The sequence below is a fragment of the Alkalihalobacillus sp. R86527 genome (assembly GCF_042466185.1).
GTDB lineage: Bacteria > Bacillota > Bacilli > Bacillales > Guptibacillaceae > Guptibacillus.
Genome location: NZ_JAXHBW010000001.1, coordinates 368,438 through 381,979 on the forward strand (window position 1 = coordinate 368,438; position 13,542 = coordinate 381,979).

The following is a 13,542-nucleotide window of genomic DNA, read 5'->3' on the forward strand; positions in this document are numbered from 1 at the left end:
GTAGCATGGATTCACTTGCAGAACGTATTTCGAAACGCGATGAACGTGCGCTGGCAAAAGCGATTAGCCTAGTTGAAAACGACGCAGAAGGAAAACTTAAGCTGTTAAAAGACATTCATCCTATGACTGGACATGCGCATTATATCGGATTAACAGGATCACCAGGTGCAGGGAAAAGCTCACTCGTTAATCGACTCATCACATATCTTAGAAAGCTTGAACTCACTGTTGGAGTGGTGGCTGTTGATCCTACGAGCCCCTTCAGCGGTGGTGCGCTTCTAGGCGATCGCGTACGAATGGTAGAGCATTTTACTGACCCGGGCGTCTTTATTCGGAGCATGGGCACAAGAGGAAGTCTAGGGGGATTATCACGAACATCAAAAGAAACCGTAAGACTTATGGATGCATTCGGGTTTGATGTGGTTTTAATCGAAACAGTAGGTGTGGGACAGTCAGAATTAGACATTATGAAAATTGCTGATTCCATAGCTGTCTTATTGAATCCAGGCAGTGGTGATGTGGTCCAGGTGTTTAAAGCAGGAATCATGGAGATTGCAGATCTATTCATCGTAAACAAAGCAGATTTGTCAGGTGTTCCGAAATTGCTAGCGGAGCTTGAAAGCATGCTGGATATCGTGAAACATGATGCTGACTGGCGCCCTCCAATCGTAAAGACAGTTTCTGTTAAGAATCAAGGAATCGATGAAGTGTGGGAGCGATTGACGGAGCACATTGAATACATGAAAGAGTCTGGAGAGCGGGATAGGAGACGGAAGACTTCTCTTGAACGTGAAGTAATCGAAGTCGTTCATGCTGAAATGATGAAAAGACTTGTAGAAAAAGAAGAAGAGCAGAACAAAAGCTGGGTAGAAGAAGTAAAGAATGGATCGATCGATCCTTATTCGGCTGCAGTCAGGCTACTGGATGACTATTACGGAGAGAAAGTAGACAAAGGCTGAGGAAGGGGCTGGGTATTCGGTGAGAAAGAACGTTCCTTCCATGGTGAAGGATGAAAAACTGATCCAGAAACGACGAGAGCAAATGATCAAGGCTGCTGTGACACTTTTTAAAGAAAAGGGATTTCATAGAACAACGACAAGGGAAATCGCTCGTGTAGCAGGATTTAGTATCGGAACACTTTATGAATATATCAGGAAGAAGGAAGACGTGCTCTATCTTGTTTGTGACAGTATTTACGATGAAGTGCGAGAGAGATTAGAAGAACAGATCAAGCCAAATGTGAAGGGGATCGATCGCTTGAAACAAGCGCTGCATGCGTTTTATCAAGTCATGGACGACTTTCAGGATGAAGTGCTTGTGATGTATCAAGAAGCGAAGTCGTTGCCGAGTGAAACGCTACCTTACGTGTTGAAGAAAGAAATCGGCATGGCAGAAATTTTTGAGAAACTCATCCAAGATTGTGTCGACGAAGGCATGCTTCAGCTGACAGATGAAGAAATCTATGGAGCATCGCACAACATCCTTGTGCAAGGGCAAATGTGGGCGTTCAGGCGCTGGGCGCTTCGCTCTCATTACACGATTGAAGAATTTACGAAAATGCAGGAGGCGTTCATCATTCAAGCGCTGAACCCTGTTAATACAGCGAATAGAACGTGAAGGAGGAAACAGTGTGAGTGTAACGCAAACAAAAAAACCGGTTAACCATGTGCGTTTTGTAACGGCTTCTAGTTTATTCGATGGTCATGATGCGTCGATCAATATTATGCGTCGAATTCTACAAGCGAGTGGTGCAGAGGTGATTCACCTTGGGCATAATCGTTCTGTTGAAGAGGTTGTAAACGCTGCCATCCAAGAAGATGTTCAAGGTATCGCCATCTCGTCATACCAAGGTGGCCATATGGAGTATTTTAAATACATGTACGACCTTCTGAAAAAGAACGGGGCTTCTCATATCCGCATCTATGGTGGAGGTGGAGGAGTTATCATTCCGAAAGAGATTAAAGAACTTCATGAATATGGAATTTCAAGAATCTTTTCTCCTGATGATGGAAGTGACCTTGGACTTCAAGGAATGATCGACCTGATGGTGAAGGAGTGTGACTTCCCAACCTTTAAGCAGATCGATAATCAACTTGAGCGTGTAGGAAAACGCGATCCGCAAGCCGTTTCAAGCTTAATTACGCTTGCTGAAAGCTTCGGTGCTGAGCGATCTGAAGAAACGGCTGCTACTGCCGAAAAAGTGTTCACAGAGCTTAAAGGCATGGAAACGGCGGCTCCAGTAATCGGAATCACAGGTACTGGTGGGGCTGGTAAAAGTTCTTTAACAGACGAATTGGTTCGTCGGTTTATTAATGAATATGACGATAAAACAGTTGCGATTCTTTCAATCGATCCAACAAAACAAAAGACGGGCGGTGCACTTCTTGGTGACCGTATTCGTATGAACGCGATTCATAATGATCGTGTGTTTATGCGCAGTCTTGCAACCCGGAAGTCTAAAACAGAGCTTTCACTTTCAATTCGTGAAGCGATGGCTGTTGTTAAAGCAGCTGGCTACGACCTGATTATTATCGAAACGAGTGGAATCGGTCAGGGGGATGCAGAAATCGCTGAAATAGCGGACGTGTCGATGTATGTGATGACTAGTGAATTTGGAGCACCATCACAGCTTGAAAAAATCGACATGATCGATTTTGCTGACCTTATTGTAATTAACAAATATGAGCGTAAGGGATCAGAGGATGCGCTTCGTGATGTGAAGAAACAATACCAGCGCAGTCACATGCTGTTTGAACAGGACCTTGATAAAATGCCGGTTTACGGCACAATCGCGAGTCAGTTCAATGATCCTGGAACGAACACGCTGTTTAAAGCGCTGATCGATACGATTCAGCAAAAGTGTGGAAACGACTGGGCGACGACTATTGAAACGAGTGAAATCGTTGAAAAGTTGAATTTGATCATTCCTCCACAGCGTCAACAGTACCTTCAAGATATTTCAGGTTCTGTGCGTCGCTACCATGAGTATGTTGAGAAGCAGGTGCAGCTTGCACGAAAAGCATTTCAACTTCAAGGTACGATCGAAATGCTTCAAGAGAAAGATGAGAGCGAAACAATCACAATGCTTTCTAAGATGAAAGATGAAAACATGGATGACATGCATCCTGAGACGAAAAAAATCATCGAAAGCTGGCCGGAGCTTAAAGAAAAATATAGCGGCAAAGAGTTTGTATCCGTTATTCGCGATAAAGAAATCGTAACGGAACTTACGACAACGAGCCTATCGGGGATCGACATTCCGAAGGTTTCCCTTCCGAAATATGAAGACTGGGGAGAGATCGTGCGCTGGGTATTGAAAGAGAACGTACCAGGCTCGTTCCCTTACACGGCTGGAGTATTTCCATTTAAGAGAAAAGGTGAAGATCCTAAGCGTCAGTTTGCTGGTGAAGGTACGCCTGAGCGTACGAACCGCCGTTTTCACTATCTATCAAAAGATGATGATGCAAAGCGTTTGAGTACCGCATTTGATTCCGTAACGTTATATGGCGAAGACCCTGATTACCGTCCAGATATTTACGGTAAAGTTGGGGAGAGTGGCGTAAGCATTTGTACGCTAGATGATATGAAGAAGCTATACGATGGCTTTGATCTTTGCGCGCCTTCAACATCTGTTTCTATGACGATCAATGGTCCTGCTCCTATCATTCTTGCGATGTTTATGAACACGGCAGTAGAGCAGCAGATTCAGAAGTTTGAAGAAAAAGAGGGACGTAAAGCAACTGACCAGGAGCTTCAAGATATTAAGACAATGACCTTGAGCACTGTTCGTGGAACAGTTCAGGCGGATATTCTGAAAGAAGATCAAGGACAGAATACATGTATTTTCTCTACTGAATTTGCGCTGCGTATGATGGGAGATATTCAGGAATATTTCATCAACAATGAAGTCCGAAACTATTACTCAGTATCTATTTCCGGCTACCATATTGCTGAAGCTGGAGCGAATCCTATTTCTCAGCTTGCATTTACGCTTGCGAATGGTTTTACGTATGTAGAGTATTACTTGAGTCGTGGGATGGATATTAACAAATTTGCACCGAACCTTTCCTTCTTCTTCAGTAACGGTTTGGATCCAGAATATACCGTGATTGGACGTGTCGCAAGAAGAATTTGGTCTACGGTTATGAGAGAAAAATATGGTGCGAATGCTAGAAGTCAAAAGCTAAAGTATCATGTGCAAACTTCCGGTCGCTCTCTCCATGCACAGGAAATGGATTTCAACGACATTCGTACGACGTTACAGGCTCTTATGGCTATACAGGATAACTGTAATTCTCTTCACACCAATGCTTATGATGAAGCTGTTACGACTCCTACAGAAGAGTCGGTGCGCCGTGCAATGGCGATTCAGATGATTATTACAAAAGAGAATGGACTCACGAAAAACGAAAATCCACTTCAAGGTTCCTTCATTATTGACGAACTTACAGATCTCGTTGAAGAAGCTGTCCTTACGGAATTCGATCGAATCAATGCACGTGGAGGCGTTCTTGGAGCGATGGAAACGCAGTATCAGCGCGGTAAGATTCAAGAAGAGTCTATGTATTATGAGATGCAAAAGCATACGGGTGATCTTCCAATCGTAGGGGTGAACACGTATAAGAATCCGAATCCACCTGCAGAAGAAGAGTGGAATATGGAACTCGCAAGAGCGAGTAAGGAAGAGAAAGAACAACAGATATCTAACCTCAAGAGCTTCCAGGAGAGAAATGCTGAAGAAACGCAAGATGCCCTTCGTCGTTTGAAGCAAGCAGCTCTCACGAAAGGAAACATATTTGAGGAGCTTATGGAAACTGTCAAAGTTGCAAGTCTCGGCCAAATAACTACTGCACTCTATGAGGTCGGTGGAAAATACCGTCGAAATATGTAGACAGGTAATAGCTTGTCAAACGAATCGGTTCATATTATTGTAGGAGGAAGGATAGTCCTTCCTCCTATTATTTGTTTACTAGGGATTTTATACCTTTTCAGTACAAATCTATAGATTGAACTAGATTTGTTTAAAAATCGTAGCATAGATTGAGGAAATTTGTTTATAATGAATGGTATGATTTTTAGAAAGTAAGAAAAGCTACCTATTTGGATACCTAGCATAGCTTGTTTTTCTTATCATTCGGGTAAAGTATTCAGAGGAGAGAATTGAAAGGGAGTGCCGATATCATGAGTACCTTAAATCAGTTGTCTGCTGATGAGATTCAAGAGACATCAATGATTGATATTATGTTTTATATTTTGCAAGATGAAAGAAAGCCAGTTTCTTTTTATACTTTAATGAGTCAGATTGGAGATATGAAAGGACTGTCATCTCAAGAGGTTCAAAAGCGTCTTGCAGAAGTTTACACAAACCTAAATACAGATGGTCGTTTCGTAACACTTGGCGACAACCAGTGGGGTCTGAAGAGCTGGTATCCTGTTGAGCAATCTCAGGAAGAGCTCGCAACTACGATCAAACCAAAGAAACGCAAGAGCAAGAAAGCTGAAGAAGAAGATGATGCTTTCGAAGATGACGTTGAAGATGAGTTGGAAGATCTAGAAGTCGATGATCTTGATGATGACTTCGATGACGATTTCGATGACGACGACGCAGAAGAGTTTGATGATGAAGATGCGGATGACGACGATGACGACGATGATTTTGAAGATGACGAGAAAGAAGCTAAATAATTTGTGTCAGTTCTTGACTTTCAGTCCTGAAGTCGGTAGAATCATTTTTGGGCTTCACCAATAAACGAATATAATAATGATTAATATAAAACAAAAGTGCCCCCCTTCTATGGGACAGGTGTCACTTTTGTTTTTTTTATTTTATTTACAAGCACCTGACAATACATTCGAATAGGAACACGTCGATCATTCTCACAAGTCTTTTTCTAGAACATAGCAATCGAATGAATCCTTTCCCTTTTTATAAGGGTAGAATACTAACAATGAGGGGGCAGAAATATGACAATAGGTAAGCGGAAGAAGTATATATTTGTAACAGGCGGGGTTGTATCATCGCTAGGAAAAGGTATAACAGCAGCATCACTCGGACGCCTTCTTAAAAATCGTGGAATCAGCGTAACGATTCAGAAATTTGACCCTTACATTAACGTTGACCCGGGCACAATGAGCCCATACCAGCACGGTGAGGTATTCGTAACAGATGATGGCGCGGAAACAGACCTTGACCTCGGACACTATGAGCGTTTCATCGATATCAATCTTTCGAAGAACTCGAATGTTACGACAGGTAAGATCTATTCAACTGTTCTTCGCAAAGAGCGTCGCGGTGACTACCTTGGTGGAACTGTTCAAGTAATCCCGCACATCACGAATGAGATTAAAGAGCGTGTATTCCGTGCTGGCAACGAAACGGATGCGGACGTTGTTATCACTGAAATCGGCGGAACTGTAGGCGATATTGAAAGCCTTCCTTTCCTTGAGGCGATTCGTCAAATCAAGAGTGATATCGGGAAAGAAAACGTGATGTACATTCACTGTACGCTCGTTCCACACTTGAAAGCTGCTGGTGAGATGAAAACAAAGCCAACTCAGCATAGTGTGAAAGAATTGCGTAGCCTTGGCATCCAGCCGAACGTGATCGTTGTGCGTACTGAACAACCAGTTCCTCAGGACATGAAAGATAAGATCGCACTGTTCTGTGATATCGATTCTCATGCTGTAATCGAAGCACAGGATGAAGAAACACTTTATCAAGTGCCACTTTCACTTCAAGCACAGAAGCTAGACGAGATTACTTGTAATCACCTTAAGTTGAACTGTCAAGAAGCGGATATGGTAGAGTGGAAGCAGCTTGTAGAGAAGGTACAAAACCTTTCTAAGAAAACAAAGATTGCGCTAGTAGGTAAGTATGTTTCACTACAGGATGCGTATATTTCTGTTGTTGAGTCCATGAAGCATGCAGGCTATGCGTTTGATGCAGATGTGGATATCAAATGGGTGAACTCTGAAAATGTAACACCTGAAAATGTTCATGAGTTACTGTCTGATGTTGATGGTATTCTTGTACCGGGTGGATTTGGGGATCGTGGTATCGAAGGTAAAATCACGACCATCCAATATGCTCGTGAAAACAAAGTGCCTTTCCTTGGAATTTGTCTTGGAATGCAGCTTGCTTCAGTAGAATTTGCACGTAACGTTCTTAATCTTGAAGGCGCACATTCTGCAGAAATCAAGCCGACTACTAAATATCCAGTGATCGACCTTTTACCTGAGCAGAAGGATGTAGAAGACCTAGGTGGCACGCTTCGCCTTGGACTTTACCCTTGTAAGCTTGTTGAAGGTACAAAAGCGTTCGAAGCTTACGAAGATGAAGTAGTCTATGAGCGTCATCGTCACCGCTATGAGTTCAGCAATCAGTATAGAGCTCAAATGGAAGAGGCAGGATTTATTTTCTCTGGTACAAGCCCAGATGGCCGCCTCGTTGAGATTATTGAAGTTCAGGATCATCCGTGGTTTGTAGCATCACAATTCCACCCTGAATTCACATCTCGACCAACTCGTCCTCAGCCATTGTTTAAAGAATTTATCGGTGCATCGATTTCGAATCAATAACATAAAAAAACAGGGTGTCGAGTAATTATCGGCACCCTGTTTTTCTCTATATTTCTACTCCATGTTCATCAAGAATTTCTTTCGTTGTTAAGTAAATCGCATGATAGATATAAAGGGATATGAGGAGTGATGGATGACCGATACGCTCACCATCTTCATCAGGTACAAGTCCCGTTGTGAGCCCTGTGTTAATATAAAAGTGAACAGAATCCTCCAGGGTTTGGGCTTGATCTTGACCTTTTCGTGTTGCCGCAACACCAACAACCGAAGCTCCCGATTCTTTATACTCCTTAGCTAGCTCTGCAAGTGATTCATCATCGTTAAATTTTCCGAACATGATGACTGTATCGCGATCTGTGAGCTCTGTTTGAGGCTCAAGTATAGCGCATGAGGGAAGGCGATCCGCTCCATCGATCGCTTCAAGTGCTACGCCTTGAAGTTCATTTTGACCATGAAAGTAAACCATACCTCCGCCAGTAATCGTTTGTGCGAGAAGGCGGGATAAATCCTCGATGACCATCTCGTGGTTATCTTGTATGTGTTTAAACTTGCCCATCAATTGTGTTGTAAATATTTTTAGCATTGGGGTCACTGCCTTTCTTGTGATTGAACATCGTTCGATACACATTATAACGTGAGTGCAGCGTGCTTGCGAATCGTGGACGTAAGAAGGATAATTTTCACGAATAGCGAATTCATACTAATAGAAACTGAAAATCGGGGGGCATTTATATGAAAAAGAAAATCTTAATCGTCGACGACCAATACGGAATACGTATCCTCCTTAATGAAATCTTTCAAAAAGAAGGTTACCAAACCTATCAAGCCGCAAACGGCGTTCAGGCGTTATCAATTGTCAAAAGCGAGGATCCAGATCTCGTGATTTTAGATATGAAGATTCCAGGTATGGACGGATTAGAGATTCTTAAACGAATTAAAAAAATGGAAGCGAGAGCGCTTGTCATCATCATGACAGCATACGGCGAGCTTGATATGATTCATGAGGCAATGGATCTTGGAGCGATCACACACTTCCCAAAACCGTTCGATATTGATGAAATAACAGACGCTGTAAAAAAAGAACTGTCTAAGATATCTTAGTGTTATAGGTAGCGCTTACATAAACAAATCCTATTAAATCAGGGTTTTCCCCCTCCTTTTGTTAATTTGATATGCTATAATAGAACCGTGTTTTTGGAGTTTTTACAAGAGTGGCTGATGAAATTCATTTCATGGTACATACATAAAATAAATGTGTTTGTGCCATCTTGAATAAGACCGATTATTTCAAGAAGGCATTTTGTAGGCTCTGATAACAAGTGTTTCGTTTACAACGATGCTACTGGTTTCGACCGAGCAATCTTAATTAATATCGAGGAGGATTTACCATGCCTTTAGTTTCTATGAAAGAAATGCTAGAAAAAGCTAAAGCAGAAGGCTACGCAGTTGGCCAATTTAACCTGAACAACCTTGAGTTCACTCAAGCGATTCTTCAGGCTGCTGAGGAAGAAAAATCTCCAGTAATCCTAGGAGTATCCGAGGGTGCTGCTCGCTACATGGGTGGTTTCAAAACCGTTACAACTCTAGTAGAAGCATTGATGGAAGAATACAATGTTACAGTTCCAGTTGCGATTCACCTTGACCATGGTTCAAGCTTCGATAAGTGTATGCAAGCGATCAACGCTGGCTTCACTTCTGTTATGATCGATGGTTCTCACTATCCATTAGACGAGAACATCGCTCTTACTTCTAAAGTAGTTGAAGCTGCACATGCAGTTGGCGTTTCAGTTGAAGCTGAGCTTGGCCGTATCGGCGGACAAGAAGACGATATTATCGTTGACGATGCAGAAGCTGCTTATGCAATCCCAGAAGAGTGTGAGCGCCTGATCAACGAAACTGGTGTAGATTGCTTCGCTCCTGCACTTGGTTCAGTACACGGTCCATACAAAGGTGAACCAAACCTTGGCTTCGACCGCATGGAAACAATCAGCAAAATGACTGGTGTTCCTCTAGTTCTTCATGGTGGTACTGGTATTCCAACTGCTGACGTGAAAAAAGCGATCAAATTTGGACATGCTAAGATCAACGTGAACACTGAAAGTCAGCTTTCTTCTGCAAAAGCAGTTCGTTCTGTACTAGAAGAAAAGCCAGAACTTTATGATCCTCGTAAGTACATGGGACCAGCACGTGATGCGATTAAAGAAACAGTAATCGGCAAAATGCGTGAATTCGGTTCTTCAAAGAAAGCATAAACCTTCTTTAAAAATGGAAATAGTAAAAACCGCTCGATATCGAGCGGTTTCTAATTTCCATACTCTTCCCCTTCCACCTACTTGTCGACTATTTTTCAATTAATTTGAACCAAACCCGGAAATCATCTAGTAATTTATGTTAAACTTTTTTCGTAAACGCTTTCTAAACAACGGAGGAGGACATACTTAATGAAAATTTTTATAGATTCTGCTAACTTAAATGACATCAAAGAAGCTTTCGATATGGGAGTTGTATCTGGAGTTACTACGAATCCATCACTTGTTGTGAAGGAAAACGTAGATTTCCATGACCGATTGAGAGAAATTACAAACTTGGTCAAGGGCTCAGTCAGCGCTGAAGTTGTTTCCATGAAGGCTGAGGATATGATTGAGGAAGGAAAGCAGCTTGCTAATATCGCTCCTAACATCACTGTGAAAGTACCGATGAACCAAGAAGGTCTTAAAGCAGTAAAGGCATTCTCTGAACTTGGAATCAAAACAAATGTAACGCTAGTATTTTCTTCAAACCAGGCACTTCTTGCAGCTCGTGCCGGTGCATCGTATGTATCACCTTTCCTAGGTAGATTAGATGATATCGGACATAACGGTTTAGATTTGATCTCTGAAATTTCTGATCTGTTTGCTGTACACGGAATTGAAACTGAAATTATTGCCGCATCTATTCGTCATCCGCTTCATGTTTCAGAAGCAGCACATAGAGGAGCAGATATTGGAACAATGCCACTGAAAGTTGTTCTACAAATGCTAGAGCATCCACTTACAGACAAAGGAATTGATAAATTTCTTTCTGACTGGAACGAAGTACAAAAAGACTTGGATTAATCGAAGTGAAATTGGCATGAACTTCCTGTTTTTGCCCATACTATTCTTATGGAGTTTCACATTTCGACAAATCCATTGCCAGGAATAAGATGCGGACGAAGAAGGGAGACCATTATGGAAAAGTTGATGATCGCCGGAGGACACCGTTTGAGTGGGACCGTTCAGGTGAGCGGAGCCAAGAATAGTGCAGTAGCGCTGATTCCGGCGGCTATATTAGCAGAATCCACTGTCACAATCGACCACCTGCCTAACATTTCAGACGTTGGCATCCTTCGTGATCTTTTAGAAGAAATCGGGGGACAAGCTGAATTAGATGGGAATACGCTAACGGTTAACCCTCAAGATATGATTGCTATGCCGCTTCCGAATGGGAAAGTGAAGAAATTACGTGCTTCTTATTATCTGATGGGAGCTATGCTCGGGCGCTTTAAAAAAGCTGTTATTGGACTTCCTGGTGGCTGTAACCTTGGCCCACGTCCAATTGACCAGCACATTAAAGGCTTTGAGGCACTAGGTGCAAAAGTAACCAATGAGCAAGGTGCGATTTATCTTCGAGCTGATGAATTAAAAGGCGCGCGTATTTATCTTGATGTTGTTAGCGTTGGGGCTACGATTAACATTATGCTCGCTGCTGTACGTGCAAAAGGACGTACTGTCATTGAAAACGCCGCTAAAGAACCTGAAATTATTGATGTTGCCACATTGCTATCTAGCATGGGCGCAAAGATTAAGGGGGCTGGAACGGACGTTATTCGAATCGACGGCGTCGATGAGCTTAACGGTTGCTATCATTCTATAATTCCTGACCGCATCGAAGCGGGAACGTATATGATTATGGCAGCAGCTATGGGTGACGAGGTCGTCATCGATAACGTGATCTCACAACACTTAGAGTCGCTGATTGCGAAACTTCGTGAAATGGGTGTAACAGTAGAAACGAATGAAGATCAGGTGTACATCAGTTCACCTCGGACGGGATGGAAGAGCGTCGATGTCAAAACGCTCGTATATCCTGGTTTCCCAACAGATCTTCAGCAACCATTCACCTCACTCCTTACCAATGCAGAAGGAAGTAGTGTTGTAACCGATACAATCTATGGAGCAAGATTTAAGCACATTGATGAGCTTCGTAGAATGGGAGCGAATGTTAAAGTTGAAGGTCGCTCCGCCATTATTAACGGAGCTACAAGGCTTCAAGGTGCAAAGGTTCGTGCATCTGATCTTCGTGCAGGAGCAGCACTCGTTGTAGCTGGGTTAATGGCAGAAGGTGTAACGGAAGTATCAGGACTTGAGCATATCGATCGTGGCTATGAACGACTTGTAGAGAAACTCAGTGACCTTGGGGCACGAGTTTGGCGTGAGAAGTTGGATCAAGAAGAGTTAAAAGAAGTAGAAAATACGTAACTAGCAGAAAAAGCGGCCTCAACCGCTTTTCTGTTACAGAAAATATGTAAGCGTTTTATTCAAGCTGACATGAGCATTTGAGGGGAGAGCGTTATGGAGAGAAGTTTGTCGATGGAACTAGTTCGGGTGACAGAAGCAGCCGCACTTGCTTCTGCTCGTTGGATGGGTCGAGGAAAGAAAGAAGAAGCGGACGACGCTGCTACTTCTGCGATGAGAGATGTGTTTGATACCGTTCCTATGAAAGGGACCGTTGTTATCGGAGAAGGAGAGATGGATGAAGCTCCTATGCTTTATATAGGTGAAAAGCTAGGAACGGGCTATGGTCCACGAGTAGACGTGGCTGTCGATCCTCTTGAAGGAACAAACATCGTAGCTGCAGGCACATGGAATGCCCTAGCTGTACTTGCCGTTGCTGATCACGGTAACTTGCTTCATGCGCCTGATATGTACATGGATAAAATTGCGGTAGGACCAGAAGCAGTTGGTAAGATCAACATCAATGCTTCCGTCCTTGATAATCTGAAAGCAGTAGCAAAAGCAAAAAATAAAGACATTGAAGACTGCGTGGCGGTCATACTGGATCGTAAACGTCACGAAAAGATTATAGAAGAGGTTCGTTCTGCTGGTGCAAGAATTAAACTCATCACTGATGGAGATGTAGCCGCCGCGATCAACACGGCTTTTGAAGATACTGGTGTTGATATTTTGTTTGGCTCAGGCGGAGCTCCTGAGGGTGTTCTTGCCGCAGTAGCACTCAAATGTCTTGGTGGTGAAATTCAGGGTAAGTTACTTCCGCAGAACGAAGAAGAGATGCGTCGCTGCCGTGAGATGGGAATCGTTGACGTCTCTCGAGTGTTACGAATGGAAGACCTCGTTAGAGGAGACGATGCGATCTTTGCCGCTACAGGTGTCACAGACGGAGAATTGTTAAAAGGAGTTCGCTTTAAAGGAACTGCTGGAACGACTCAATCCGTAGTCATGCGCGCCAAATCTGGAACAGTTCGTTTCATTGACGGCAAGCACAGCTTGAAAAAGAAACCAGACTTAGTTATAAAGGCTTAATTAATGGAAAGAGTGGTGCTGTGTTTGGCAGCATCGCTCATTTCATGTTGAATATTCTTAAAGAATCTGGTAAAACTATAAGGTGCTACATTATTTTGCTGTACTTTAAGAAGATTTAACCCTATCATGAGGTTTAACCTATAAGATTTTAAACTATGTCTATATGAGCACAAGAGTAACGATTGCTTAGCAACACCTTCGTTGTGCACTTCCTCTACTCTCACACAAGAGATACCTGCATGGATAAGAATACTAGCCTCTCATGGGATCTCACAAACTCTTTCTTTTTTCGTACGATGAACATGATTCATTTCATTAAGACAGCAATGAAAGCTGTTTATATCCGTAGTACTCTCTTCTCCTTTATTCCTTTTATCAGGAAAAACTAGCATTATTATAAATT

General features: G+C 42.7%; 11 protein-coding genes. 10 read left to right on the forward strand and 1 reads right to left on the reverse strand.

Annotated features, from left to right (window positions below; all coding sequences use genetic code 11):
* Nucleotides 1–5: 5 nt before the first annotated feature.
* From meaB to SJY16_RS02005, 5 genes are all read left to right on the forward strand, one after another.
* Entirely contained in the window at nucleotides 6–959 is a 954-nt protein-coding gene (meaB, locus tag SJY16_RS01985) for a methylmalonyl Co-A mutase-associated GTPase MeaB (protein ID WP_377887395.1), read from the forward strand.
* A 40-nt stretch (nucleotides 960–999) separates the two neighbouring features.
* Nucleotides 1,000–1,617: a TetR/AcrR family transcriptional regulator gene (locus tag SJY16_RS01990; protein ID WP_377892021.1), complete on the forward strand. Its 618-nt coding sequence runs from the start codon at nucleotides 1,000–1,002 to the stop codon at nucleotides 1,615–1,617.
* A gap of 13 nt (nucleotides 1,618–1,630) precedes the next feature.
* Nucleotides 1,631–4,891 (forward strand): fused isobutyryl-CoA mutase/GTPase IcmF, encoded by a 3,261-nt coding sequence (gene icmF / locus SJY16_RS01995; protein ID WP_377887396.1) that lies wholly within the window; start codon nucleotides 1,631–1,633, stop codon nucleotides 4,889–4,891.
* Nucleotides 4,892–5,181: 290 nt separating this feature from the next.
* The gene (gene rpoE / locus SJY16_RS02000; protein WP_377887397.1) at nucleotides 5,182–5,685 is read left to right on the forward strand and encodes a DNA-directed RNA polymerase subunit delta; all 504 of its coding nucleotides are present in this window, start codon (nucleotides 5,182–5,184) and stop codon (nucleotides 5,683–5,685) included.
* A 279-nt stretch (nucleotides 5,686–5,964) separates the two neighbouring features.
* Nucleotides 5,965–7,578 carry a CTP synthase gene (locus SJY16_RS02005; RefSeq protein ID WP_377887398.1) on the forward strand — a complete coding sequence of 538 codons (1,614 nt, stop codon included), beginning with the start codon at nucleotides 5,965–5,967 and terminating at the stop codon, nucleotides 7,576–7,578.
* 46 nt (nucleotides 7,579–7,624) lie between these two features.
* On the opposite strand, the gene SJY16_RS02010 is transcribed toward SJY16_RS02005, so the two are convergent.
* Nucleotides 7,625–8,161 carry a DUF2529 family protein gene (locus SJY16_RS02010; RefSeq protein ID WP_377887399.1) on the reverse strand — a complete coding sequence of 179 codons (537 nt, stop codon included), beginning with the start codon at nucleotides 8,159–8,161 and terminating at the stop codon, nucleotides 7,625–7,627.
* 149 nt (nucleotides 8,162–8,310) lie between these two features.
* Between SJY16_RS02010 and SJY16_RS02015 the strand changes: the two genes are divergently transcribed.
* The 5 genes from SJY16_RS02015 (at nucleotide 8,311) to glpX (ending at nucleotide 13,139) form a co-directional block, all read left to right on the forward strand.
* Nucleotides 8,311–8,679, forward strand: coding sequence for a response regulator (locus SJY16_RS02015; protein ID WP_377887400.1), 369 nt, complete (start codon nucleotides 8,311–8,313; stop codon nucleotides 8,677–8,679).
* Between the two features lie 287 nt (nucleotides 8,680–8,966).
* On the forward strand, nucleotides 8,967–9,830 hold the full coding sequence (fba, locus tag SJY16_RS02020; protein ID WP_377887401.1) for a class II fructose-1,6-bisphosphate aldolase: 864 nt from the start codon (nucleotides 8,967–8,969) through the stop codon (nucleotides 9,828–9,830).
* A 189-nt stretch (nucleotides 9,831–10,019) separates the two neighbouring features.
* Nucleotides 10,020–10,673, forward strand: coding sequence for a fructose-6-phosphate aldolase (gene fsa / locus SJY16_RS02025; protein ID WP_377887402.1), 654 nt, complete (start codon nucleotides 10,020–10,022; stop codon nucleotides 10,671–10,673).
* A 114-nt stretch (nucleotides 10,674–10,787) separates the two neighbouring features.
* Nucleotides 10,788–12,077, forward strand: a complete 1,290-nt coding sequence (locus tag SJY16_RS02030) for a UDP-N-acetylglucosamine 1-carboxyvinyltransferase (protein WP_377887403.1) — start codon at nucleotides 10,788–10,790, stop codon at nucleotides 12,075–12,077.
* A 93-nt stretch (nucleotides 12,078–12,170) separates the two neighbouring features.
* On the forward strand, nucleotides 12,171–13,139 hold the full coding sequence (gene glpX, locus SJY16_RS02035; RefSeq protein WP_377887404.1) for a class II fructose-bisphosphatase: 969 nt from the start codon (nucleotides 12,171–12,173) through the stop codon (nucleotides 13,137–13,139).
* The last annotated feature ends 403 nt before the right edge of the window (nucleotides 13,140–13,542 follow it).